Source organism: Streptomyces sp. NPDC060064 (assembly GCF_042736455.1).
GTDB lineage: Bacteria > Actinomycetota > Actinomycetes > Streptomycetales > Streptomycetaceae > Streptomyces.
Genome location: NZ_JBHWWF010000004.1, coordinates 275203 through 297199, shown reverse-complemented (window position 1 = coordinate 297199; position 21997 = coordinate 275203). Strand labels below are relative to the sequence as shown.

At 68.8% G+C, this 21997-nt stretch carries 28 protein-coding genes; 11 read left to right on the top strand and 17 right to left on the bottom strand.

The annotated features are described in order from the left end of the window. Positions 1 to 168: 168 nt before the first annotated feature. From hpt to dacB, 4 genes are all read right to left on the bottom strand, one after another. Complete coding sequence (gene hpt / locus ACFWDI_RS07830; RefSeq protein ID WP_385301921.1) at positions 169 to 708, bottom strand: hypoxanthine phosphoribosyltransferase; 540 nt, start codon at positions 706 to 708, stop codon at positions 169 to 171. A gap of 51 nt (positions 709 to 759) precedes the next feature. After that, a complete protein-coding gene (gene tilS / locus ACFWDI_RS07825; protein WP_385301920.1) occupies positions 760 to 1836 on the bottom strand; it encodes a tRNA lysidine(34) synthetase TilS in 1077 nt (358 codons plus the stop codon). 187 nt (positions 1837 to 2023) lie between these two features. Beyond that, positions 2024 to 3154, bottom strand: a complete 1131-nt coding sequence (locus ACFWDI_RS07820; RefSeq protein ID WP_362689217.1) for a zinc-dependent metalloprotease — start codon at positions 3152 to 3154, stop codon at positions 2024 to 2026. A 67-nt stretch (positions 3155 to 3221) separates the two neighbouring features. Beyond that, entirely contained in the window at positions 3222 to 4625 is a 1404-nt protein-coding gene (gene dacB, locus ACFWDI_RS07815) for a D-alanyl-D-alanine carboxypeptidase/D-alanyl-D-alanine-endopeptidase (protein ID WP_385301919.1), read from the bottom strand. Between the two features lie 86 nt (positions 4626 to 4711). Between dacB and ACFWDI_RS07810 the strand changes: the two genes are divergently transcribed. Continuing rightward, positions 4712 to 5206, top strand: a complete 495-nt coding sequence (locus ACFWDI_RS07810; RefSeq protein WP_108151010.1) for an inorganic diphosphatase — start codon at positions 4712 to 4714, stop codon at positions 5204 to 5206. Between the two features lie 171 nt (positions 5207 to 5377). After that, positions 5378 to 7030, top strand: a complete 1653-nt coding sequence (locus ACFWDI_RS07805; protein ID WP_385301918.1) for a threonine/serine exporter ThrE family protein — start codon at positions 5378 to 5380, stop codon at positions 7028 to 7030. A gap of 105 nt (positions 7031 to 7135) precedes the next feature. On the opposite strand, the gene ACFWDI_RS07800 is transcribed toward ACFWDI_RS07805, so the two are convergent. Then, positions 7136 to 7831: a DedA family protein gene (locus ACFWDI_RS07800; RefSeq protein ID WP_385301917.1), complete on the bottom strand. Its 696-nt coding sequence runs from the start codon at positions 7829 to 7831 to the stop codon at positions 7136 to 7138. Between the two features lie 184 nt (positions 7832 to 8015). On the opposite strand from ACFWDI_RS07800, the gene ACFWDI_RS07795 reads away from it, so the two are divergent. Next, complete coding sequence (locus ACFWDI_RS07795) at positions 8016 to 8381, top strand: YbjQ family protein (protein ID WP_327325257.1); 366 nt, start codon at positions 8016 to 8018, stop codon at positions 8379 to 8381. A 73-nt stretch (positions 8382 to 8454) separates the two neighbouring features. On the opposite strand, the gene ACFWDI_RS07790 is transcribed toward ACFWDI_RS07795, so the two are convergent. Continuing rightward, positions 8455 to 9213 carry a MerR family transcriptional regulator gene (locus ACFWDI_RS07790; RefSeq protein ID WP_385301916.1) on the bottom strand — a complete coding sequence of 253 codons (759 nt, stop codon included), beginning with the start codon at positions 9211 to 9213 and terminating at the stop codon, positions 8455 to 8457. A 221-nt stretch (positions 9214 to 9434) separates the two neighbouring features. Here ACFWDI_RS07790 and ACFWDI_RS07785 point away from each other — a divergent pair, with 221 nt between their 5' ends. Further along, entirely contained in the window at positions 9435 to 10856 is a 1422-nt protein-coding gene (locus ACFWDI_RS07785; protein ID WP_385301915.1) for a glutamate decarboxylase, read from the top strand. Between the two features lie 126 nt (positions 10857 to 10982). Here ACFWDI_RS07785 and ACFWDI_RS07780 read toward each other — a convergent pair whose 3' ends face one another. Continuing rightward, positions 10983 to 11624 (bottom strand): PadR family transcriptional regulator, encoded by a 642-nt coding sequence (locus tag ACFWDI_RS07780; protein WP_385301914.1) that lies wholly within the window; start codon positions 11622 to 11624, stop codon positions 10983 to 10985. Between the two features lie 40 nt (positions 11625 to 11664). Between ACFWDI_RS07780 and ACFWDI_RS07775 the strand changes: the two genes are divergently transcribed. Next, positions 11665 to 12315, top strand: coding sequence for a bleomycin resistance protein (locus ACFWDI_RS07775; RefSeq protein WP_385301913.1), 651 nt, complete (start codon positions 11665 to 11667; stop codon positions 12313 to 12315). Here the strand turns inward: ACFWDI_RS07775 and ACFWDI_RS07770 are convergent. From ACFWDI_RS07770 to ACFWDI_RS07760, 3 genes are all read right to left on the bottom strand, one after another. Further along, positions 12312 to 12860, bottom strand: coding sequence for a DinB family protein (locus tag ACFWDI_RS07770; protein ID WP_385301912.1), 549 nt, complete (start codon positions 12858 to 12860; stop codon positions 12312 to 12314). The genes ACFWDI_RS07775 and ACFWDI_RS07770 overlap by 4 nt on opposite strands. A 152-nt stretch (positions 12861 to 13012) precedes the next feature. Beyond that, on the bottom strand, positions 13013 to 14470 hold the full coding sequence (locus tag ACFWDI_RS07765) for an aldehyde dehydrogenase family protein (RefSeq protein ID WP_327325251.1): 1458 nt from the start codon (positions 14468 to 14470) through the stop codon (positions 13013 to 13015). Positions 14471 to 14539: 69 nt separating this feature from the next. Further along, positions 14540 to 15403, bottom strand: coding sequence for a helix-turn-helix domain-containing protein (locus ACFWDI_RS07760; RefSeq protein ID WP_385301910.1), 864 nt, complete (start codon positions 15401 to 15403; stop codon positions 14540 to 14542). A 311-nt stretch (positions 15404 to 15714) separates the two neighbouring features. Between ACFWDI_RS07760 and ACFWDI_RS07755 the strand changes: the two genes are divergently transcribed. Beyond that, a complete protein-coding gene (locus ACFWDI_RS07755; protein ID WP_385301909.1) occupies positions 15715 to 16221 on the top strand; it encodes an ATP-binding protein in 507 nt (168 codons plus the stop codon). 32 nt (positions 16222 to 16253) lie between these two features. Here ACFWDI_RS07755 and ACFWDI_RS07750 read toward each other — a convergent pair whose 3' ends face one another. From ACFWDI_RS07750 to rpmG, 5 genes are all read right to left on the bottom strand, one after another. Beyond that, positions 16254 to 16496 (bottom strand): DUF397 domain-containing protein, encoded by a 243-nt coding sequence (locus tag ACFWDI_RS07750; protein WP_327325248.1) that lies wholly within the window; start codon positions 16494 to 16496, stop codon positions 16254 to 16256. Positions 16497 to 16758: 262 nt separating this feature from the next. Beyond that, positions 16759 to 17001 carry a 30S ribosomal protein S18 gene (rpsR, locus tag ACFWDI_RS07745; protein WP_385301908.1) on the bottom strand — a complete coding sequence of 81 codons (243 nt, stop codon included), beginning with the start codon at positions 16999 to 17001 and terminating at the stop codon, positions 16759 to 16761. Then, positions 17001 to 18146, bottom strand: coding sequence for a CobW family GTP-binding protein (locus ACFWDI_RS07740; protein ID WP_385301961.1), 1146 nt, complete (start codon positions 18144 to 18146; stop codon positions 17001 to 17003). The genes rpsR and ACFWDI_RS07740 overlap by 1 nt, the downstream gene beginning before the upstream one ends. Beyond that, a complete protein-coding gene (locus ACFWDI_RS07735) occupies positions 18146 to 18394 on the bottom strand; it encodes a type B 50S ribosomal protein L31 (RefSeq protein WP_327325246.1) in 249 nt (82 codons plus the stop codon). The genes ACFWDI_RS07740 and ACFWDI_RS07735 overlap by 1 nt, the downstream gene beginning before the upstream one ends. A 22-nt stretch (positions 18395 to 18416) precedes the next feature. Next, on the bottom strand, positions 18417 to 18581 hold the full coding sequence (gene rpmG / locus ACFWDI_RS07730; protein ID WP_327325245.1) for a 50S ribosomal protein L33: 165 nt from the start codon (positions 18579 to 18581) through the stop codon (positions 18417 to 18419). Positions 18582 to 18648: 67 nt separating this feature from the next. On the opposite strand from rpmG, the gene rpmB reads away from it, so the two are divergent. The 5 genes from rpmB (at position 18649) to ACFWDI_RS07705 (ending at position 21208) form a co-directional block, all read left to right on the top strand. After that, positions 18649 to 18885: a 50S ribosomal protein L28 gene (gene rpmB, locus ACFWDI_RS07725; protein ID WP_385301906.1), complete on the top strand. Its 237-nt coding sequence runs from the start codon at positions 18649 to 18651 to the stop codon at positions 18883 to 18885. Next, on the top strand, positions 18885 to 19190 hold the full coding sequence (gene rpsN / locus ACFWDI_RS07720) for a 30S ribosomal protein S14 (protein ID WP_385301905.1): 306 nt from the start codon (positions 18885 to 18887) through the stop codon (positions 19188 to 19190). Before rpmB ends, rpsN begins: the two co-directional genes overlap by 1 nt. Positions 19191 to 19229: 39 nt before the next feature. After that, positions 19230 to 19685 carry a hypothetical protein gene (locus ACFWDI_RS07715; RefSeq protein ID WP_385301904.1) on the top strand — a complete coding sequence of 152 codons (456 nt, stop codon included), beginning with the start codon at positions 19230 to 19232 and terminating at the stop codon, positions 19683 to 19685. A 284-nt stretch (positions 19686 to 19969) separates the two neighbouring features. Continuing rightward, positions 19970 to 20260: a DUF6355 family natural product biosynthesis protein gene (locus tag ACFWDI_RS07710; RefSeq protein WP_385301903.1), complete on the top strand. Its 291-nt coding sequence runs from the start codon at positions 19970 to 19972 to the stop codon at positions 20258 to 20260. 273 nt (positions 20261 to 20533) lie between these two features. Then, positions 20534 to 21208 carry a hypothetical protein gene (locus tag ACFWDI_RS07705; protein ID WP_385301902.1) on the top strand — a complete coding sequence of 225 codons (675 nt, stop codon included), beginning with the start codon at positions 20534 to 20536 and terminating at the stop codon, positions 21206 to 21208. Between the two features lie 51 nt (positions 21209 to 21259). On the opposite strand, the gene ACFWDI_RS07700 is transcribed toward ACFWDI_RS07705, so the two are convergent. Both ACFWDI_RS07700 and ACFWDI_RS07695 read right to left on the bottom strand, forming a co-directional pair. Further along, positions 21260 to 21637, bottom strand: coding sequence for an ATP-binding protein (locus tag ACFWDI_RS07700; RefSeq protein WP_385301900.1), 378 nt, complete (start codon positions 21635 to 21637; stop codon positions 21260 to 21262). Further along, the gene (locus ACFWDI_RS07695) at positions 21634 to 21843 is read right to left on the bottom strand and encodes a hypothetical protein (protein ID WP_385301898.1); all 210 of its coding nucleotides are present in this window, start codon (positions 21841 to 21843) and stop codon (positions 21634 to 21636) included. Before ACFWDI_RS07695 ends, ACFWDI_RS07700 begins: the two co-directional genes overlap by 4 nt. Positions 21844 to 21997: the final 154 nt, after the last annotated feature.

Here is a 21997-nt window from a genome sequence, read left to right as displayed (position 1 = left end):
ACGGAGCGAAATCGCCCCGTCCCTCCTGCCCGTAGGTAAATGCTGCTGTGAGAAAAGACTGTTCTTCGGACGGTACCCCAGCATCGTCACCGCGACCGCACGGTACGGCTGACAATCCCGCCCTCCCATGCTCCAACGGCGAGAAGGGGGCTGAGGTTCCCGGCGGGGTCAGCCGCCGTAGACGTGCGGCGCGAGTGTGCCGACGAAAGGCAGATTGCGGTACTTCTCCGCGTAATCCAGCCCATACCCGATGACGAACTCATTCGGGATGTCGAAGCCGATCCACTTCACGTCGATCGCCACCTTTGCGGCATCCGGCTTACGCAGCAGAGTGCAGACCTCGAGAGAGGCCGGCTCGCGCGAACCGAGGTTCGACAGCAGCCACGAGAGCGTGAGGCCGGAGTCGATGATGTCCTCGACGATCAGGACGTGCTTGCCCTTGATGTCGGTGTCCAGGTCCTTGAGGATCCGGACCACGCCCGAGGACTGGGTGCCCGCGCCGTAGGACGACACCGCCATCCAGTCCATCGTCACGGGGGTGGACAGCGCACGCGCCAGGTCCGCCATCACCATCACGGCGCCCTTGAGGACACCGACGATGAGCAGGTCCTTGTCCGCGTACTCCGCGTCGATCTTCGCAGCCAGTTCAGCCAGCTTCGCGTCGATCTCTTCCTTGGTGATGAGCACCGACTGGAGGTCGGTGCTCATGTCCTTCTCGTTCACCCGGGTCACTTTCGTTGTGCATTCGCTGCAGCTGCGTCAGCCTTGCCGGATGACCAGTCTGCCACCCTGCCGCCGCGCCTCGACGCGCCCCGGCAGATTGATGGCTCCCTGACCGCGCCAGCTCGTGATCAGCCGGTCGACTTCCTCGACGTGCCGGGCGAAGAGCGAACCGGCCGGCGCACCGGCTTCGATGGCGGCCCGGCGCAGTACCCGGCGGCGGACGGCGGGCGGCAGCGCGTAGAGCTTCGCGCACTCGAGCCGCCCGGCGTCGTCGCGTACGGAGGAGTCCACGTCGGCGGCCCAGGTGTCCAGGGCGTCCGCATCGTCGCGGGAGAGCTGAGCGGTACGGGCCAGGGCCTCGACGACGCCCTTGCCGAGCGCCTTCTCCAGGGCGGGCAGGCCCTCGTGGCGCAGCCGCGAGCGGGTGTAGGCCGGGTCGGCGTTGTGCGGGTCGTCCCAGACGGGCAGCGACTGGACCATGCAGGCCTTGCGGGCTGTCTGCCGGTCGAGCTGGAGGAAGGGGCGACGGTAACGGCCCGCCGCCCCCGAGACGGCCGCCATTCCGGAGAGCGAACGGATGCCGGAGCCGCGGGCGAGGCCCAGCAGGACGGTTTCAGCTTGATCATCGCGGGTGTGGCCGAGCAGAACGGCCGCGGCGCCGTGGCGCTCCGCGGCGTCGTCGAGGGCGGCGTAGCGGGCATCGCGGGCCGCGGCCTCGGGGCCGCCCTCGCGGCCGACTCGTACGGCGATGGCTTCGACGGGGTCGAGCTGCATCGCGGTGAGCCGTGCGGCGACTTCGGCGGCGCGGAGGTCGGAGCCGTCCTGGAGGCCATGGTCGACGGTGATGCCGCCGGCCCGGACGGAGAGTTTGCGGGCCTCGAAGGCGAGGGCGGAGGCGAGGGCCATGGAGTCGGCGCCGCCTGAGCACGCCACAAGGACGAGCGGCTGCTCGCCTGAGGGCGCGGCGTGGAGGGGGGAGGTCGCGGAGGAGGAGTGCGCGGGAGCCGCGTGGCCCACGGAGCGCGAGACACGTTCGCAGTGTTCGGTGAGTACGTCGTGGAGTACGCGGCGGACCGCCAGGCGTATCGCCGCGACCGCAGGATGGGGACCCATGTCCGGTGCCCTTCGTGAAAGTTGGGGGGTGCCTCGGTCGGAGTCGGGACGGAAGATTCAGTCACTCAGAGTGCGTCGATGGTGACAGAACCGGGCCGATACCCGAGCATTGCACGCCTACCCATTGCCTACGGTCCCTCGGATGGGTGATTAGGGGGGCGTCCTTCTGCCGTCGGACGCCTCCCGCTCACGACTCTGTTTTACGGTGCACCCTCGCGACCCAGTCCGCCGGTTTGGCGATCTCCGCCTTGGTGGGGAGGGTGTTCGGGGACGTCCAGACCCGGTTGAATCCATCCATACCGACCTCATCGACCACGGAGCGAACAAAGCGCTCGCCGTCGCGGTACTGACGCAGCTTGGCGTCGAGCCCCAGGAGCTTGCGCAACGCCTGGTCGAGACGGCTCGCGCCACGGGCCCTGCGCTGCTGGAACTTCTCCCGGATCTCGGCGACGGACGGCACGACATCTGGTCCGACGCCGTCCATCACGAAGTCCGCATGGCCTTCCAGCAGCGACATCACGGCGGTCAGCCGACTGAGGATCTCGCGCTGGGCGGGGGTCTGCACCAGCTCGACGATGGAGCGGCCGCCCTCGTCCTCCTCGCCCTCGGGGCGGGCGCCGGAGAGCGACTGGGCAGCCTCCCGGAACCGCTCCAGAACGGTCATCGGGTCGACCTCGGTCTCGCCGAGAAATGACTGGATCTCACCCTCAAGATGGTCCCGAAGCCACGGCACGCCGGTGAACTGGGTGCGGTGGGTCTCCTCGTGCAGGCAGACCCAGAGCCTGAAGTCGTGCGGTTCGACCTCGAGTTCACGCTCGACATGGACGATGTTCGGGGCGACAAGGAGCAGCCGCCCGCCGCCGTTCTGACCGGCAGGCAGCTCGCGGGTGGCGGGGGCGAAGGTCTCGTACTGTCCGAGGACCCGCGAGGCCAGGAACGACAGCAGCATGCCCAGCTCGACGCCGGTCACCTTGCCGCCGACCGCGCCGACCAGTGCGCCTCCCGGGCTGCCGGAGCGGCGCTCCTGCATCTTGTCCAGCAGCGGCTTGAGCAGCTCGCGGAAGCCCGCGACATTCGCCTTGACCCAGCCCGCCCGGTCCACGACGAGGACGGGGGTGTCCTGCGGCTCATGGCCTTCGGGGATCATCCGGGTGAAGGCCCGCACATGCTCTTCAGAGGATTTGGCATGCCTGCGCAGCTCGGCGACGACGGCACGCGCCTCGTCCCGGCTCACGTCGGGGCCCGGCCGCACGAAGCGGGTTGCGGTCGCCACAGCGAGATTCCAGTCGACCATCTCGACACCACCGATGCTCGTCATGCGTCAACCGTACGTTGTCGGCTCCGGCGGCGGTCAGGTGTTGGAACCGGCCGATTCGCCGGGTACGTCACGAAGCCAGTGCGGCGGCCAGCCGGTCCAGGGCGGGCTGGGCGGCCTCCGCGGACGGGGTGCTCCCTGCCAGGAAAGCGAAGGCGAGGAGGCGTCCGTCCGGGGCTACGACCGTGCCTGCCAGGGCGTTGACGCCGCTCAGGGTGCCGGTCTTGGCGCGCACCAGGCCGGTGCCGGGCGAGGTGGCGCCGTAGCGAGTCTGCAGCGTGCCGCTGAAGCCGGCGACCGGGAGGCCGGTCAGGACCGGGCGCAATTCGGGGTGGGCCGGGTCGGCGGCGCGGGTCAGCAGCGCGGTCAGCAGGCTCGCGGACAGTTTGTCGTCGCGGTTCAGACCGCTGCCGTCGGCGACGTGCGCGCCGGTCAACGGGAGCTTCAGTTTGGCGAGTTGCTTGGTGACGGCGCGCGCGGCCCCGTCGAAGCTCACCTCCTCGCCCGTCGCGATCGCGGTCTGGCGGGCAAGTGCTTCGGCGATGTCGTTGTCGCTGTTGGTCAGCGCCCGCTCGACCAGCGCCGAGAGCGGTACGGAGAGGACTTTGGCGAGAGGGACCGAACCGGCGGCGGGCCGGCCGGAAGCGGGCTCCGCGGAGGTGTTGATGCCGCGCTCGGACAGCAGGCGCCCGAAGGCGCGGGCCGCGTCACCCGCCGGGTCCCCGGTGCGCCCGGCGTTGCCGGTGGTCCTGTCGTCGATCCGGCCCTCGCCGACCATCAGCGCGCTGACCGGGGCGATGTTCCCGTTGGGGCCGATGGGGTGCCGGCCGGGGCCCGCGTAGAGCGAAGTGTCGTACGTGAGGCGGACCGTGGTGGTCCCACGGTCGCGCAGGGCACGTGCCGTCCGGTCGGCGAGCCTGCCCAGACCGGCCCTGTCGAGGCTCGCGTCGCCGCCGCCGACCAAGGTGAGCGTCTTGCCGTCCTTGGACGCGACGACCGTGGTGGGGATGCGGTGGTCGGGGCCGAGCGCCGACAGCGCCGCGACCGAGGTGGCGATCTTGATGGTGGAGGCCGGTGTCATCGGGTCCGCGGCCCCCTTCCCGTACAGCTGCCTGCCGGTCGCCACATCGACGACCGAGGCCGTATGGACCGCTCCGAGGCCGGGGTCGCCGAGGAGCGGCGCGAGCAGCTTCGCGAGCCCCGCGGGTGCGGTCGCCGGGGCCGTCGCGGGCGCGGTCGCCGGAGCGCCGAGCACGGCGAGCACTCCGGGGGCGCTGGGCGCGGGCGCCGGCCGCTTCGGCCTGCGGACCTCGTGATGTGCGCCACCCGCGTCGCTCTGGGCAGCCACCCGCTGCCTCTCGGCCTTACGCTGACCGGAGTCCCAAGGGCCGGCCGCGGCCACCGCCCCGGCAGCGAGGGCGAGGCCGACCACGGCGGCGCCCGCAGCGAGCTGCCACGTCCTGACCTCTGGCACCTCGCACCAGCCCCTTTCGCGATCACACACCTGCGTGAGGGACACTTAACCACCAGACGTATGTGTTGATCATGGAGGAGCCACCCGTGGAGTTCGACGTCACCATCGAGATCCCGAAGGGTTCGCGGAACAAGTACGAGGTGGACCACGAGACCGGTCGGATCCGCCTGGACCGTCGACTCTTCACCTCGACCAGCTACCCGGCCGACTACGGCTTCGTCGAGAACACCCTCGGCGAGGACGGCGACCCGCTGGACGCGCTGGTCATCCTTGACGAGCCGACCTTCCCCGGCTGCCTCATCAAGTGCCGCGCCATCGGAATGTTCCGGATGACGGACGAGGCAGGCGGCGACGACAAGCTGCTGTGCGTGCCGGCCTCCGACCCGCGAGTGGAGCACCTGCGCGACATCCACCACGTGTCCGAGTTCGACCGCCTGGAGATCCAGCACTTCTTCGAGGTCTACAAGGACCTGGAGCCCGGCAAGTCCGTCGAGGGTGCGAACTGGGTCGGCCGCACCGAGGCCGAGGCGGAGATCGAGGCCTCCTACAAGCGCCTCGAGGCGCAGGGCGGGGCTCACTGAGCTCCCGCCGGGCGGGCTCACCGAGCCGGCGCTGAGCGCGTACTGATACGCCGCTGAGCTGCTCGTACGGGCGGTACACCCTCCGGGGTGTACCGCCCGTCGTTCGTGTGGCCAGGTGTCCGTGCCCATACTGAGCTGACACGGCGACACGAGAGGGAGCGAGGACAGCACGTGGTGGCGGAGCCGGAGGGTCCGGAAGACCGGAAGCCTCAGTCCGACGAGGCGCACAGCGCCTTCACCCCACCGGCGGGGGTGGGACAGCCGGAAGCGCCCGAGGAGGACCATCCATCCTCGGAGTTCGCCGTTCCGGCCGGGATCGGCACCGAAGCTCCGGCCGAGCCGGAGGGTTCCGCTTTCGCCCCGCCCCGCACCTACAGCGCCAAGGACTCACCGCCCGCCTTCACCCCCGCGCACGGCATCCCCGCGGTCCGGCTCACCAAGGACGGGCCCTGGCAGGACCGGATGCGGGCGATGCTGCGGATGCCGGTGGGCGAACGGCCGGTTCCCGAAGCGGTGCAGAAGCACGACGAGGGCGGTCCCGCCGTTCCCCGCGTGCTGGACCTGACGCTCCGTATCGGCGAACTTCTGCTCGCGGGAGGCGAGGGCGCGGAGGACGTCGAGGCCGCCATGTTCGCCATCTCGCGTTCGTACGGCCTGGACCGCTGCGAGCCGACCGTCACCTTCACCCTGCTGTCGATCACGTACCAGCCCTCGCTGGTCGACGATCCGGTGACGGCGAACCGGACGGTGCGGCGGCGTGGCACCGACTACACCCGGCTGGCGGCCGTCTACCGCCTCGTCCACGACATCAGCTCCGAGGAGATGGAGATCTCCCTGGAGGAGGCCTACCGGCGGCTTGCGGAGATCCGGCGTAACCGGCACCCGTATCCGGGCTGGGCGCTCACCGCGTCCGGCGGTCTGCTGGCCGGCGCGGCATCCGTGCTGGTCGGCGGTGATGTGGTGGTGTTCCTGGCGGCGGCGATCGGCGCGGTACTCGGCGACCGGCTGGCCTGGCTGTGCGCGGGACGCGGGCTGCCGGAGTTCTACCAGTTCGTCGTCGCGGCCATGCCGCCGGCCGCGATGGGTGTTGCCCTGACGCTCTCACCGCTGGATGTACGCGCCTCCGCGGTGATCACCGGTGGACTCTTCGCGCTGATCCCGGGAAGGGCTCTCGTCGCCGGTGTGCAGGACGGCCTGACGGGCTTCTACATCACCGCGGCCGCCCGGCTGCTCGAGGTCGGCTATCTCGTCGTCGGCATCGTCGTCGGCGTGCTGATGGTGCTCTATCTGGGCGTCGCGCTGGACGCGGGCCTCAACCCGGAGACCGCCATCCACAGCGTGGAGCGGCCGGAGATCCAGACGCTGGCGGCGATGGCGCTGTCGCTCTGCTTCGCCGTACTGCTGCAGCAGGAGCGCAACACAGTGCTGCTGGCGGCGCTCAACGGTGGAGTGGCCTGGGTGGTGTACGGGGCGCTGGCGGACACCGCGGGTGCACCGCCGGTCGCCGCGACGGCCGTCGCGGCCGGTCTGGTGGGCCTGTTCGGGCAGATGCTCTCGCGCTACCGGTTCGCGTCCGCGCTGCCGTACGTCACCGCCGCGATCGGGCCGCTGCTGCCGGGTAGCGCGACGTACTTCGGGCTGCTGGAGATTGCCAGGAACGACCTCAACGCGGGCCTCGCCTCACTGTCCAAGGCGGCGGCGCTGGCGCTGGCCATCGCGATCGGGGTGAACCTGGGTGGGGAGATCTCCCGGCTGTTCCTGCGGGTGCCGGTCACCGAGGGGCCGGCCGGGCGCCGCGCGGCCAAGCGGACACGCGGCTTCTAGACCTCCGGCGGGAGCTTCGGGACCCTCCGGCGGGACTTCGAGAACCCTCCGGGGGAACTGCTGAACCCTCCGGGGGAACTGCTGGACCTTCCCGGTGGGAAGGGGTCAGCGCCTGGCGTGGCGGCCGCGCTGGGCCGACGGCACTTCGGCGGCCGGTCCGGCAGCGGCGGCTTCCTTCTTGTTCTTGGAGCGGGCCCGCAGGAACTCGATCCCGATCGGGACGACCGAGAGCAGCACGATCAGGATCAGCATCGCTTCGATGTTCTTGTGGACGAACTCGACGTTGCCGAGCGCGGCGCCGAGCAGGGTGACACCCGCGCCCCAGAGCGTGCCGCCGATGACGTTGAAGGTGATGAACGAGCGGTAGTTCATCCGGCTCACACCGGCGATGATCGGCGTGAAGGTCCGCACGATGGGCACGAAGCGGGCCAGGACCAGCGACTTGGGGCCGTACTTCTCGAAGAATTCGTGCGCCTTCTCCACGTTCTCCTGCTTGAAGAGCTTGGAGTCGGGGCGCTTGAAGAGAGAGGGGCCGACCTTTCGGCCGAAGAGATAGCCGACTTGGTCACCGACGACCGCGGCAAGCACCACCAAGGCGCACACCGCCCACAGCGGAAGGCCGTTCAGGCTCCCGGTCGTCACCAGCAGGCCGGTGGTGAACAGCAGCGAGTCACCCGGCAGGAAGAAGCCGATGAGCAGGCCGGACTCGGCGAAGACGATGACCAGGACACCGATGAGGCCGAAAGTCCCGATCAGATAGTCCGGGTCCAGCCAGCTCGGTCCGAGCGCAAGGGTGGTCACGAGGTCCGGGCTCCTGAGTCGATAGTCGGTCGATCGGCGATCTGCATGGTCGGCCGCCCAAAGGTATCAACGCCTTCGGGCACCTCCACGTTCCATCTGCCTGTTCAGGATGCACTGTGCGCGGACTGGGACAAAGCTGTGCGTCACAAGCCCCGGACGGCAGCGGTACGGAAGGTGGACGCAGATGGGCATCGAGGATTACGGCGGCGGACAGGGCCCGCAGTCCGACGTACTGGTCGTCACCACGAACGACGTACCCGGATTCCAGGTGCAGGAGGTCATCGGCGAGATCTTCGGTCTGACGGTGCGCTCGCGGCATCTGGGCAGCCAGATCGGCGCGGGCCTCAAGTCGATGATCGGCGGCGAGCTGAAGGGGCTGACCAAGACCTTGGTCGAGACCCGCAACCAGGCGATGGAGCGGCTCGTCGAGCAGGCGCGGTCGCGCGGCGCGAACGCGGTGCTGATGTTCCGCTTCGATGTGACGGAAGCGGCGGATGTGGGCACGGAGGTCTGTGCATACGGTACGGCGGTGATCCTGGCCCGTACCTGAGCCCTGGACGGGCCCGAATCCGGACCGGACGGGCCCGAATCCGGACCAGGAATCACCCACCCACAGGAATCCCTCAGCTGTTGCGCACCGCGTTGGCGAGGATCGCGTCACGCAGATGAACGGCGAGGCCCGGCCGGGTGGAGTCGTAGAAGGCGCGGAACCGTTCGTCCGACACATACATCTCGCCGAGGCACGTGTGCATCTCGTAGGTGCACTCGTAGAACCACTCGGTGATGTGCTGCCGGTGCTCCTCGGCCAGGCCCATGGCCCGCTCACCGGTCGGCGGCTCGCCGTCCGCCATCAGGGCGTCGTAGCGCGCGCCCCAGTCGGCGACCTCGGCCTGCATGCGCTTCCAGTCGTCCTTGGCGTAGCCCGCGGCCCGCCGCTGCGACTCGGCGTAGGCAGCGGTGCCGCCCCAGCGCTGCTCGGCCTCCTCCGCGTACTGCTCGGGGTCCTTGTCCCCGAAGACCTCGAACCTCTCCTCGGGCGTGAGGTTGATGCCCATCTTCTTCGCCTCCATGGCTTGTTCGACGGCGGCGGCCATCTGCTGCAACTTGGTGATCCGGGCGGACAGCAGCTCGTGCTGCCGGCGCAGGTGTTCCTGCGGGTCCGCATCCGGGTCGTCGAGCAGCGCCGCGACCTCCTCGAGCGGGAAGCCGAGCTCCCGGTAGAACAGGATCTGCTGCAGCCGGTCGAGGTCGGCGTCGTCGTAACGCCGGTGGCCCGCAGTGCTGCGGCCGCTCGGGGAGAGCAGTCCGATCTCGTCGTAGTGATGCAGTGTGCGCACCGTCACTCCGGCGAAACCGGCGACCTGTCCCACGGAGTAGCTCATCGCCTTCCGCTCCCTTCGTTTCTCGGTACGCGCCTCAGCCTGAGTCCTCACGTCACGTGAGGTGCAAGCCCAAAAGTGCGACGCAGCCTCATCGCCGCCCGACGAGCCATCAGTCCCCTTTGTCCGTATCGTCGCGCTTGAACTCATCGCGGTACGTGAACTCATCGCGCTTGAACTCATCGGGCTTGAACTCATACGGACCGAGGAAGGCAGAGCGACGGATGCCACTCCACAAGGGCGCAAGCGACTCCCCCGACGAGCAGGCGCGGCGCCGACTCGCCCTCAACCCCTTCTTCGGGGAGGCCGACCCGGTCAGTGGAATGACCTTGGCCCCGCCCAGGCACCGGCTTCCCGACGGTCCGATGCCGCCGGCGACCGCGTACCGGCTGGTCCATGACGAGCTGATGCTCGACGGCAACTCCCGGCTCAACCTCGCCACCTTCGTCACCACCTGGATGGAGCCGCAGGCCGGGGTGCTGATGGCGGAGTGCCGGGACAAGAACATGATCGACAAGGACGAGTATCCCCGCACGGCCGAACTGGAGCGGCGCTGTGTGGCCATGCTCGCCGACCTCTGGTGCGCCCCGGACCCCGGTGCCGTGGTCGGCTGCTCGACCACCGGCTCCAGCGAGGCCTGCATGCTCGCCGGGATGGCCCTCAAGCGCCGCTGGACGCAGCGCAACAGCGACCGCTACCCCGCCACCGCCCGGCCGAATCTCGTCATGGGCATCAACGTCCAGGTCTGCTGGGACAAGTTCTGCAACTTCTGGGAGGTCGAGCCGCGGCTCGTGCCCATGGAGGGCGACCGCTTCCACCTCGACCCGCAGGCCGCCGCCGATCTCTGCGACGAGAACACCATCGGCGTCGTGACCGTGCTCGGCTCGACCTTCGACGGGTCGTACGAACCGGTCGCCGAGGTCTGCGCGGCCCTGGACGCCCTCCAGGAGCGCACCGGCCTGGACATCCCCGTCCATGTCGACGGCGCGTCCGGCGCGATGGTCGCGCCCTTCATCGACGAGGAGCTGGTCTGGGACTTCCGGCTGCCGCGGGTCTCCTCCATCAACACCTCCGGGCACAAGTACGGCCTGGTCTATCCCGGCGTCGGCTGGGCGCTGTGGCGCTCGTCCGCCGAGCTGCCCGAGGAGCTGGTCTTCCGGGTCAACTATCTGGGCGGCGACATGCCCACCTTCGCCCTCAACTTCTCCCGGCCCGGCGCACAGGTCGTGGCGCAGTACTACACGTTCCTGCGGCTGGGGCGCGAGGGTTTCCGGGCCGTCCAGCAGACGACCCGCGATGTCGCCCTCGGGCTCGCGGACGAGATCGCGGCCCTGGGTGATTTCCAACTCCTCACCCGTGGCGACCAGTTGCCCGTGTTCGCCGTGACCACCGCACCGGACGTGCAGAACTTCGATGTCTTCGACGTCTCGCGACGGCTGCGCGAGCACGGCTGGCTGGTGCCCGCGTACACCTTCCCGGCGAACCGCGAGGATCTCTCGGTGCTGCGGGTGGTCTGCCGCAACGGCTTCTCGGCCGACCTCAGCGAGCTGCTGCTCGAAGACCTGCGGACGCTGATGCCGGAACTGCGCCGCCAGCCCCACCCCATGAGCAAGTACACGGCGGCGGCGACAGCCTTCCACCACTGACTTCCGCCGGTTCCGGTGTCGGCGGCCGAGCCGGCCGGGCGACGCGCCCAGGTCCACGACGAGGCGAAGGACCACGACGGGACGAAGGTCCACGACAGGACGAGGGTCCCGATGGGGCAGACCTGATCAGCTCTGATCGTCCTCATGCGGCTCGCCCGTCGCGTACGGGTTCTCCTCGCCCTCCGCGAGCACCCCCACAAACGGCTCGCCCTCCCCCGCGAAGGTGTACGCCCCGCCCTCGATCCGCCGGATCAGGCCCTGCGTCCACTCCGCACCCGAGTCCGCCGAGGAGACCCACATATTCATGATCTCGCCGATGTGCCCGATCGACTCCGGGCCGTCCTCGGGCGTGTAGTAGTCCGTCACCGAGGACCGCCACTCCTGGAGTCCGCGCACCCGCTCCTTGAGCAGCGCCACGGCCTCCTCCCGCTTCAGATCGACGATGAAGCCGATCCCCGCCGAGAGCACGTCCATCTTCTGGTCGTAGGACGTCAGCGACTCGCGCAGCAGCGCGAAGTACTCCTCGGTGCCCTTCTCGGTGATCTCGTACTCGGTACGCGGCGGCCCGCCGGCCGTGGACGGAGCGATCTCATGAGCGTGCAGCAGCCCTTGCTTCGCCATCTGCTTCAGCGCGTGATAGATCGAGCCGGGCTTGGCGTTGGACCACTCATGCGCGCCCCAGTACTCCAGGTCGTTGCGGACCTGATAACCGTGCGCCCGCCCGTGCTGGCGTACGGCTCCGAGGACGAGCAGCCGGATCGCAGACATCCGCGTACCTTTCTATTCAACTTTGACTAGAGTAGCTGGCATGGCCGAGAAGACGATTCCGATCCTGCCGTGCCAGACCCTCCAGCCGGTGCTCGACTTCTACACCGCGCTCGGCTTCGAGGTGACCTTCCAGCAGAAGAGCCCCAATCCGTACGCCGTCGTCGAGCGCGGCGGCATCCAGCTGCAGTTCTTCGGGATGAAGAAGTACGACCCCGCCGGATCTTTCAGCACCTGCTACGTCGCCACGGACGAGGTGGACGCGCTGTACGAGTCCTTCCGGACCGGTCTGAAGGCAGCGTACGGAAGGATCCCGACGCGCGGTCTGCCGCGCATCGGGACGCTCAAGGACATGAGCTACGGGGTGCGTCAGTTTCTGATGACCGACCCCGGCGGCAACTGCATCCGCGTCGGGAAGCAGATCACCGAGGACCAGCACCACCGGCCGGCTCCCCGGGAGACCTTCGCGCGTGCTCTGCACATGGCGACGCTCTTCGCCGACTCCAAGGACGATCCGGCGGGCGCCGCGAAGATCCTGGACCGGGTACTGGGCCTGGAGGACGAGCAGCCCACCGCCGTACAGCTCGTCCGACTCCTCGCGCTGCGGGCGGACGTCGCCGAACAGCTCCACGACGACGACACGGCGGCCCGTCTGCGTGCACGGGCCGCCGCGGTGGATGCCGGGGAGTCCTAACCCCAGTCCTGGCCACTCTCCAGGGCCACCAGCTCGAAGGCGGTCTTGCCGTCCAGCGACTCACGGACGATGTCCGCGTGGCCCGCGTGCCGGCCGATCTCCTCCACCAGGTGCAGCAGCAGCCAGCGCATCGACACCGCACCGTCCTTGGGGTACCAGGGCTGCGGGGGCAGCGGGAAGGTGTCGTTCAGGCTGGGCACGGAGTGGATGAACTCGGCGGTCTCCTTGGACACTTCGTCCCAGAAGGCCAGTACCCCGGGAACCGTCTCGCCCTCGACGAGACGGAAGCTGTCGCCCCAGGTCTCTTCGGTGCGCTGCCTCTCGTTCGGCTTCTGCTGCGCCAGCCGGAGCCAGCCGAGCTCCGTCTCCGCGACATGCTTGAGCAGTCCGGAGAGCGAGAGCTCGCCGGCGCTCGGGCGGCTTGCCGCCTGCCCCTCGGTCAGTCCGAGTACGGAGCGGCGGATCGCGCCGCGCTGCGCCTCGACGAAGGAGAGGAGCGCGCCGCGCTCGTCGCCGTGGGCCTCTGCGGGAACGTGAGTGACCATGATGTCCGCCCTTCCGGGTGCTTCACGGAGAGGCTGTCCGCCCTCCTTCTGACACCACTCACGCTACGGACCCTTGCGGTCAGGTTCTGTCCGCAAGGGTCCGTGGGCGCAAAGTCGAAGCGGGGTCGGAGAGAGGGGGTTGGACACCAGGGTCAGAACGGGAACTGCGAGCGGCCGTGCTGCACCGAGATCCACTTCTGGGTGGTGAACGCCTCGATCATCGACTCACCGTTCAGCCGCCCACTGCCGGAGTGCTTCTCGCCGCCGAACGGCACGATGGGCTCGTCGTGAACCGTGCTGTCATTGATGTGGATCATGCCGGTGTTGATCCGGTGCGCGATCCGTACCCCGCGCTCGACGTCACCGGTGTGCACGGCGCCGCTCAAGCCGTACGGAGTGTCGTTGGCGATCCTGACCGCCTCGTCCTCCCCGTCGAACGGCACGATGAGCGCCACCGGGCCGAATATCTCCTGCGACAGGATCGGCGAGTCGTCCGCCAGGTCGGTCAGCACCGAGGGGCCCACCAGATTGCCCTCGGCGGTCCCGCGCAGCAGCGCGGTCGCGCCGCCCTCCACCGTCTGCTCGACGAGCGATGTCACCGCGTCGGCCTGCGTGGAGTTGATGAGCGGGCCGATGTGGGTCTGCGGGTCCGCCGGGTCGCCGACCTTCAGGGTCTTGACCTTGGCGACGAACTTCTCGGTGAACTCCTTCTCCACCGTCCGGTCCACCAGGATGCGGTTGGCCGCCATGCAGACCTGGCCCTGGTGCACGAAGCGGCTGAAGACCGCCGCGTCCACCGCGTAGTCGACATCGGCGTCGTCGAGCACGATCAGCGCGCTGTTGCCGCCGAGTTCGAGGATGGCTCGCTTGAAGTTCGCCGCGCAGACGGTGGCGACATGCTGCCCCACCTTGTCGGAACCGGTGAAGGAGATCGCCTTCGGCACCGGGTGCGCGATCAGCGCGTCCCCTATCTCCGCTATGTCGGTGATGACGACATTCAGCAGGCCGGCCGGCAGGCCCGCCTCCTCGAACACCTTGGCCACCAGGGATCCGCCGCAGATCGGGGTGTTCTGATGCGGCTTGAGCACCACGGCGTTGCCGAGCGCCAGCGCCGGCGCGACCGACTTGATCGACAGCAGGAAGGGGAAGTTGAAGGGGCTGATGACGCCCACGACGCCGACCGGCAGGCGGTAGACGCGGTTCTCCTTGCCGTCCGTCGGCGAAGGAAGGATCCGGCCCTCGGGCCGCAGCGCCAGCTGCACCGCCTCGCGCAGGAACTCCTTGGCGAGGTGCAGCTCGAAGGCCGCCTTCAGACGGGTGCCGCCGAGCTCCGCGATGATCGTCTCGGCGATCTCCTGCTCACGGTCCTCGATGACCCGCAGAGCACGCTCGAAGACCAGTCGGCGGGTGTACGGATTGGTCGCGGCCCAGCCCTCCTGCGCGCGCTCGGCGGCGCGGTAGGCCTGGTCCACCTCCACAGCGGTGGCGACCGGGATCGAGGCCAGCTTCTCGCCGTCGTACGGGTTGAAATCGATGATGTCCCAGGAGCCGCTTCCCGGCCTCCACTCGCCATCGATGTACTGGTGGGCCAGCTCGGTGAAGAAGGACATGTGATCCGATTCCTAACCTCAGAAGACTGCAGAGGCAGATGCCTGATGTGACGTCATCGTACTGACGTTTCAGGTGAGTTGGAGAAGACCACGGAGAAGGTCACGGCTCTCGGCCGGATCCGGACTGTCCTCCTGCAGCCGCCGCATGACCCGTTCGTACTGAGCGACCTCCTCGCGCTTGTCGAGATACAGGGCGCTGGTGAGCTGCTCCAGATAGACGATGTCGGAGAGGTCCGACTCCGGGAAGCGCAGCATGGTGAAGGCTCCGCTCTCGCCCGCGTGCCCGCCGAAGCTGAAGGGCATCACCTGCAGCGTGACGTTCGGCTGTTCGGAGATCTCGATGAGATGCCTCAACTGGCCCTGCATCACATCCCGGTCGCCGTACGGACGGCGCAGCGCGGCCTCGTCGAGCACGGCGTGGAAGCGCGGCGCGCGCTCGGAGACGAGGACCTTCTGACGTTCGAGACGTAGCGAGACCCGGCGGTCGATCTCGGCCCGGGGCGCGTCGGGGATGCCGCGGGTGACGACGGCATGGGCGTACGCCTCGGTCTGCAACAGGCCGTGTACGAACTGCACTTCATAGATGCGGATGAGTGAGGCGGCGCCTTCCAGCCCCACATATGTCTGAAACCAGCCGGGCAGCACATCGCCGTAGCTGTGCCACCACCCAGCGACATTGGCCTCCTTCGCGAGGCCCAGCAGGGATCCTCGTTCTGCTTCGTCGGCGACTCCGTAGAGCGTCAGCAGATCCTCGACGTCCCTCGCCTTGAAGCTCACCCGTCCCAACTCCATGCGGCTGATCTTGGATTCGGACGCGCGAATGGAGTACCCAGCCGCCTCACGGGTGATGCCACGCGATTCGCGCAGCCGCCTCAGCTGTGAGCCCAACAGGATGCGCCGTACCACGGAACCGCTCGACTCGCCTGCGGTCACGACCCCAACCCTCCCCATCGCCTCATAGGTATGCCTGACGGAGCACCCCCGAACCCCGAGACCCGGGATTCTGCCACCAAAACGCTTCAGCCCGTACTCATTCGATTACGGAGATGAGAAGGCTTCGGGAAGGGGGCGAAAGAGATTGGAGGAAGAAATGAGCAAGAACCGGCACGGGAGCGGACAGGTCCGGCGCGTGCACGTGCATCTGCCCTTGCATCTGCTCTACGCATTCGGAACCATGGTCCTCGCGCACCTGCGTGCTCGTTCGTGTTGTAGCGTCACAGCCGCGATTCCCGGGAGTGCCTCGCATGGGGATGAATGGATCGACCATGCTCGAGCCGTTACGGCAGGGGCTTCCCCCCATCGATCCCGCAGCGGTTTCCAGCTCGGCCTCGTGCGCACTGCCCGCCCGCTATGAAGCGGTGCGCGGAGCGCGGCAGTTCACCAAGGCGACGCTAGGCCAGTGGGATCTGAGTGACAGATTCGACGATGTCGCACTGGTCGTCTCCGAACTCGTCACCAACGCCCTGCGGCACGCGCTGCCCGCGGACACTCCGCGGGAGGTTCAGGAACCGCCCGTACGGCTGCACTTGATGCACTGGACGAGTCGGCTGGTGTGTGCGGTACGCGACCCCAGCCATGCCAGTCCCGGGACCGGCGAGAGCGACGACATCCCTTTTCCCGACCCCAGTGGTGCGGCCGAGTCGGGCCGTGGTCTGTTCCTGGTGGACTCCTTCAGCGACAGCTGGGGCTGGCACCCGCTCGCCGGGGCGCTGCACGGAAAGGTTGTCTGGGCGCTGTTCCTGCTGGGCTAGCGCCGGGTTGAGCGGGCCCGCCGTCGGGCGGGCTAGCTCCCCACGATCAGGTGATCGAACTCCCCGTCCTTGACGCCCAGAAGCAACGCTTCTATCTCCGCAGGCGTATATACGAGTGCGGGGCCGTCGGGGTGCCGTGAGTTGCGCATCGCCACGTCTCCGCCCGGCAACTTGGCGAACTCCACGCACGAGCCCTGGGAGTTGCTGTGTCTGCTCTTCTGCCAGACGACCCCGTGGAGCTCCGTGGCCGCGATGCCGTTGTACGCGTGGTGCACGAGTCGCTCCCGGGGACAAGGTGCATAGGTCAACTGTCCCGGATCATAGCTCTGTTCATATGCCAATGCATGAGCAGATGCACGTGCACGCGGGGTGGTCCCTCGGTTACAGCTTCTCCAGCGTCTCCCGCAGCGCCGAATCCTTCGTACACAAGGAAGAGACGTGCACCGCGCCGTTCCGGCTCCCATGTTCAGGTAATCGATCGACCCGGCGGACCCGGGGGCCGGCCGTCCGGACCCCGGGGAAGTCGTCGTCGGCCCGTCAGCGGGCAAAGGAGTACGGCAGCAGTGCCATCTCCCGGGCGTTCTTGATCGCCAGCGCCAGTTGGCGCTGCTGCTGGGCGCTCACCCGTGTCACCCGACGGCTGCGGATCTTGCCGCGGTCCGAGATGAATTTTCTGAGCAGGTCGGTGTCCTTGTAGTCGATATAGGTGATCCCCGCGTGGTCCAGCGGGTTGGGGCGGGACTTGACGGGCTTGCGCGGCTCGGGGCGGCGCGGGGACATCAGACCTCCAGGAGGGAGTCGAAGGCGGGCGGCAGCCGCTTCCATGCCTCGCGGCCCGCGGCGTACTCGGCATCGGTCAACAGGCAGGATTCGAGAAGTTGCGCCAGGCCGTCGCGGTCCAGGCCCGGTGAGGTGAAGACCAGGTGCTGGCAGCAGTCACCGTGCTCGGGGTGCCAGTCCAGCGCGGCCGCGGCGCGGCGGACCGGCGGCACCAGCTCCCAGGCGGCGTCCGGCAGCGAGGCGAGCCAGGGGCCCGCGTTCTCCACGCAGAGCGCGCCGCCCGCCGCATCCCAGGCCAGCAGGGTGTCCGGGCGGTCGGCCAGCCAGAACCGGCCGCGGCTGCGGGCCGCCGCACAGGTCAGGTCCTCCAGCGCCCGGTAGAGCCGCTCCGGGTGGAAGGGGCGGCTGCGGTGCCAGACATACGTACCGACGCCGCAGTCGTCCGCGTCCTGCGGCAGCAGCGCACAGGCCGGATGCTGCGCGGCCGCGGCCGCCTCGACGTCGAAGCCGGCCAGCGCGGCGGCGGCCAAGTCCGGTCCTCCGGCAGCAACTTGGCGGGCCGTCGGATGCAGCTGCGCCAGCAGGGCGCGGTCCTCGTCGGAAGCGCCCTCGGGTCCTTCACTGTCGACGACGGCGAGCACCGGCGCGTACTCCAGCTGGCGGGCCCAGGTGTCGGCGACGGTGCGCCGGTCGGTGGTGGCGGCCGCGAGTCCGGCGTCCATCAGATCGTCGCCGTTGCCGAGATACGGCAGCAGCAGCGCCGGATCGACGGCGGTCATCACCGCGGTGACGACCAGCCGTTCGCCGCCGTGCGCCGCGACGACCTCGGCCATCGCCTTGGGCTCGACCGAGTCCCAGAGCTCCACAACCGCGAGCCGGGTGGCCCCGTCGTCCGCGAGCCGTTCCAGCTCGGGCACCAGGTCCTCGCGCAGTGCGCAGCAGGCACAGTCGTTGACCAGCGGCGCCTCTCCGGTGTCGCGGACGCCGCGTGCGTCACGGACGGTTCGGACGACCGTGCCCTGTACGGCAGTCGAGAGGTCGTGGTGGAGCGCGACACTGCCCGGCACGGTGGCCAGCAGCCGCTCCACGGCGGCCTTGCGGGCGTCGGAGTGCAGCCCGCCGACGAGCGCGACGGCCAGCTGCATCATCCCCGGCCTCCGTAACGGCGCTCGAAGCGCTCCACGCGGCCGGCCGTGTCGAGCACGCGCGCGGTCCCCGTATAGAAGGGGTGGCTCGCCGAGGAGATCTCGACATCGATGACGGGATAGGTGTTGCCGTCCGCCCACTCGACCGTCTTCTCGCTGGTGGCGGTCGAGCGGGTGAGGAAGGCGAAGTCGGCCGCCTTGTCGCGGAAGACGACGGGGCCGTACGCGGGATGGATTCCGGGCTTCATGGTCGTGGGCCTCCTCGGCGGGTCAGCGCTCTTCGCGGAAATCGACGTGCCGGCCGACGACCGGGTCGTACTTGCGCAGCGTCATGCGGTCGGGGTCGTTACGGCGGTTCTTACGGGTCACATAGGTGAAGCCGGTGCCTGCCGTGGAGCGGAGCTTGATGATCGGGCGGAGTTCGTTGCGGGCCATGAGGGCTAGTATATGGAAATGGTTTCCATTACCAAATGGGAGCCCGTCAACGAGAGGTGGATCACCTGTGTCCGCGCACTGCCAGCTGACCGGCGCCCAGCCGGGCTTCGGCAACAACATCTCCCACTCGCACCGGCGCACGTCCCGCCGCTTCGACCCCAACATCCAGCGCAAGCGCTACTGGCTGCCGAGCGAGGGCCGCCATGTCCGGCTGACGCTGAGCGCCCGTGCGATCAAGACGGTCGACACCGTCGGCATCGAGGCGGCCGTGGCCCGGATCCGTGCCCGCGGGGTGAAGGTCTGATGGCGAAGAAGAGCAAGATTGTCCGTAATGAGCGGCGCAAGGTGATCGTGGAGCGATACGCGGCGCGGCGGGGGGAGTTGAAGGAGATCATCCGCCGTCCGGGCACGAGCAAGTCCGAACGGCTTTCCGCACAGGTGGAGTTGCGGCGTCAGCCGCGCGACGCGAGCGCCACGCGGGTGCGGAACCGGGACAGTGTGGACGGCCGGCCCCGCGGGCATCTGCGGAAGTTCGGTCTTTCCCGGGTGCGGCTCCGTGAGCAGGCGCACGCCGGATTCCTTCCAGGGGTGCGCAAGTCCTCCTGGTAGCTTGGCGCGGTCTTGCAAACCGACATGGGGGACCGATAAGTGCACAAGCTCGTACGTAGGTCAGTCGCCGCGGCGGGACTTGTCGCCGCTCTCGCGCTGACCGGCTGTGGCAGCAGCGATGACGCGGCCAAGGACAAGCCCTCCACCACGCCGACGCAGGCCGGCGGCGGGGGAGGCGACGCCGCGAGCGGGAACATCGAGGGCGCCTGGGCAGGCGTGACCGAGAGCAAGGCCGTGTCCCTGGCCGTTACCGGCACGAAGGCGGTGCTGCTGGCCGACGGGCACGCCTGCACCGGCGAGGTGTCGGACATGGGCAAGCAGATGCTGTCGCTGAAGTGCGCGGACGGGAACACCGACCGCACGATGGGGACGATCGAGTCCAACGACGGCAAGACGCTGGTCATCTCGTGGGACGCGGGTGCGAAGGACACGCTGACCAAGTCGGCGGCGGGCAAGCTGCCGACAGGGCTGCCGACAGGCATCCCGACTCCCTGACGTACGACGTCGGTTACGGGCCTCGGACCTTCACGGGTCCGGGGCCCGTCGTCGTGCGGCCACCGTCCAGCGCGCGGCCACGACGGAGCGGGGTCGGCCGGCCCGGGACCACCGCGGAGCACGAACTTCTGCCGGCGGCGACCAAACGGTCGGCACTCGATCCAGTGCACTCCCTCACTCGTGCGAGCGAGATCGCGTGACTACCCGGATCGACTGGCGCAATGGTCTCCAGGTGCACGAGTGATCAGTACTCGGGCATCGCGTTCTCAAGAAGGAGACTTCCCATGCGTGTTCGCCGTTCCCTGTTGGCCGCTGTCGGCGCTGCGGCTCTTGCCCTCGGTCTGCCCACTGCGGCATCCGCCGCTCCCGGCCCCGTGGCCGCGATGAACCCCTGCGGGTTCTACGAGACCAGCAGCGACGCCCACTACAACCACTGCACGAGCGATGGCTCACACGTAGTCATCGAGGTCGAGGTGTTCGGGCCCAACTACGAGCGGTGCGTGGGCCCCGGCGACACCTGGCTGGGATCGGCCGACAAGATCCAAGGGGCGTATTACGTCGGGCGCACCTGCTGACCTCGGCATGACTACGGGCCCGGGGCGCAGCGTCCCGGGCCCGTCCTGCTCAGCACGGGGATCCGAAGATTGCGCCGGTTTTGGGCCGAGCCGACGCAGACGCCAGTTTCACCCTCAACTACAACTTTACCTCCTCTTGGTGTGGCTGCGGAGGCTGTTGGGACAGCCTCGCATGCACAGGCGGTGAGCGCGGAGGCGTACCGGGACCCTCAACTCTCGTACAGAGTCGTCCGGTTCACCGGCCCCCCAATGCACAACGCGAAAGGCACCAGGATGACGATGAATCGCGCCATGCGGCACGGCGGCCGTTTACTGGCCACAGCAGTGGCGGCATGCGGGATAGCGGCGGCGGCCGCCCCGTCCGCGGCCGCCGAGGAGCAACCGACACGGCAGCAGCTCACGGCGGACTGCGCCTCGGGCGAGGGCAAGTGCACCTTCAACTCCCCCCAGCTCGGCGAGGCGTACCTGGGTGGGTTCCGCCAGGTCTCCGACTCGCTCTTCAACTGCAGTACGTCGGACGCCACTCAGTCCATGACCTGGAGCGACACCGTCGGCTCCACCGACTCGGTCGGCGTCTCGGTCACCGTGGGCGGCAAGATCGCGGACATCATCGACCTGAGTGTGACGGCGAGCTACAGCCACAGCTGGTCGAGCACGCACTCGGAGAGCAGCTCCCTGGGCATGACGGTCAAACCCGGTGAAGTGGGCTGGATCTCCCGCGCCCAGGTGATGCAGCAGGTCTCCGGCACCTGGCAGACCCACTACGACAGCCCCAAGTGGGGTCACTACTACTGGTTCTGGCAGGACACCGTCACCGGTCCGGCCCCGAACGGCACGGACGGCAAGAGCAACGCGGTGGTCGTCAAGAGCCGCAAGATGACCGCAGCCGAGAAGAACTCCTGCTCCGCCGACGCCCACGACGGCCGGGCATTCGTCCAGCAGCGCTGATCAACGGCCCCCTGCCCTGTCTCAGGGCGGGGCAGGGGGTGCGCCGTTGGACTACGCGTCGCCCAGCTCGCACCACACCGTTTTGCTGTCCTCGCCCCGGACCACGCCCCAGCGCAGGGAGACCGCGTCCAGGAGGGCGAGGCCGCGTCCCGACTCGTCGTAGTCGGCAGCCCGAGCGGGCACGGGTATGGCGCCCGGGTCGGGGTCGGTGACCTCGACGCGGGTGAGCCCGCCGTCGGCGCCGCTGACACGGAGGGTGACCGGGGTGCCCTCGCCGAGGTGCAGGATCACATTGCTGAGCAGTTCACTGACGCAGAGCTGTACGTCGACGCACTCCTTGCCAAAATGCTGCCGCACGGTCTGTCGCAGAGCGGCCACCGCCTGCGGGACGGCGAGCAGTTCGAGCTCGAGCCGGCGCCCCAGCCTCACCGCGCGGCCGCCTTCTGCAGGGCGGCGGCCAGCTCGCGGGCGGTGGCCGTGTTGCAGTTGCCGAGGGCCACGAGGCTCGGTGGGCTGCTGCCGGCGAAGGTCAGGGGATCGACGCCGAGGGAGGGCAGGGTGATGCCGAGGGCCGCCAGTGCGGTACGGAGTTGCTCGACGCAGTCGTGTACGTCGTGCGGGGCGGGATCGTTCATGCCCGTATGCCTTTCCAGTGCACTGTGTGACGAACCGCTTACACAGTGACGCGGTTCGTCGTGCCGTGAAAGGGTTCAGGGCTCCACAGAGCGAGCCGTGGAACGGTGAACCATGGCTGCACGCAAGGACATTGACGGCTCGGCGGATCCCCGC

What these genes read in the sequence shown, in the direction of transcription:
- ACFWDI_RS07780 (WP_385301914.1), bottom strand. Translation starts at nt 11,624, where the DNA reads ATGTCTGCGATCCGGCTGCTCGTCCTCGGAGCCGTACGCCAGCACGGG.
- ACFWDI_RS07790 (WP_385301916.1), bottom strand. Translation starts at nt 9,213, where the DNA reads ATGAGCTACTCCGTGGGACAGGTCGCCGGTTTCGCCGGAGTGACGGTG.
- rpsN (WP_385301905.1), top strand. Translation starts at nt 18,885, where the DNA reads ATGGCGAAGAAGAGCAAGATTGTCCGTAATGAGCGGCGCAAGGTGATC.
- ACFWDI_RS07695 (WP_385301898.1), bottom strand. Translation starts at nt 21,843, where the DNA reads ATGAACGATCCCGCCCCGCACGACGTACACGACTGCGTCGAGCAACTC.
- ACFWDI_RS07705 (WP_385301902.1), top strand. Translation starts at nt 20,534, where the DNA reads ATGACGATGAATCGCGCCATGCGGCACGGCGGCCGTTTACTGGCCACA.
- ACFWDI_RS07795 (WP_327325257.1), top strand. Translation starts at nt 8,016, where the DNA reads ATGGGCATCGAGGATTACGGCGGCGGACAGGGCCCGCAGTCCGACGTA.
- ACFWDI_RS07775 (WP_385301913.1), top strand. Translation starts at nt 11,665, where the DNA reads ATGGCCGAGAAGACGATTCCGATCCTGCCGTGCCAGACCCTCCAGCCG.
- ACFWDI_RS07765 (WP_327325251.1), bottom strand. Translation starts at nt 14,470, where the DNA reads ATGTCCTTCTTCACCGAGCTGGCCCACCAGTACATCGATGGCGAGTGG.
- ACFWDI_RS07710 (WP_385301903.1), top strand. Translation starts at nt 19,970, where the DNA reads ATGCGTGTTCGCCGTTCCCTGTTGGCCGCTGTCGGCGCTGCGGCTCTT.
- ACFWDI_RS07785 (WP_385301915.1), top strand. Translation starts at nt 9,435, where the DNA reads ATGCCACTCCACAAGGGCGCAAGCGACTCCCCCGACGAGCAGGCGCGG.
- tilS (WP_385301920.1), bottom strand. Translation starts at nt 1,836, where the DNA reads ATGGGTCCCCATCCTGCGGTCGCGGCGATACGCCTGGCGGTCCGCCGC.
- ACFWDI_RS07755 (WP_385301909.1), top strand. Translation starts at nt 15,715, where the DNA reads ATGGGGATGAATGGATCGACCATGCTCGAGCCGTTACGGCAGGGGCTT.
- hpt (WP_385301921.1), bottom strand. Translation starts at nt 708, where the DNA reads ATGAGCACCGACCTCCAGTCGGTGCTCATCACCAAGGAAGAGATCGAC.
- ACFWDI_RS07740 (WP_385301961.1), bottom strand. Translation starts at nt 18,146, where the DNA reads ATGCAGCTGGCCGTCGCGCTCGTCGGCGGGCTGCACTCCGACGCCCGC.
- ACFWDI_RS07820 (WP_362689217.1), bottom strand. Translation starts at nt 3,154, where the DNA reads ATGACGAGCATCGGTGGTGTCGAGATGGTCGACTGGAATCTCGCTGTG.
- ACFWDI_RS07735 (WP_327325246.1), bottom strand. Translation starts at nt 18,394, where the DNA reads ATGAAGCCCGGAATCCATCCCGCGTACGGCCCCGTCGTCTTCCGCGAC.
- rpsR (WP_385301908.1), bottom strand. Translation starts at nt 17,001, where the DNA reads ATGTCCCCGCGCCGCCCCGAGCCGCGCAAGCCCGTCAAGTCCCGCCCC.
- ACFWDI_RS07770 (WP_385301912.1), bottom strand. Translation starts at nt 12,860, where the DNA reads ATGGTCACTCACGTTCCCGCAGAGGCCCACGGCGACGAGCGCGGCGCG.
- rpmG (WP_327325245.1), bottom strand. Translation starts at nt 18,581, where the DNA reads ATGGCCCGCAACGAACTCCGCCCGATCATCAAGCTCCGCTCCACGGCA.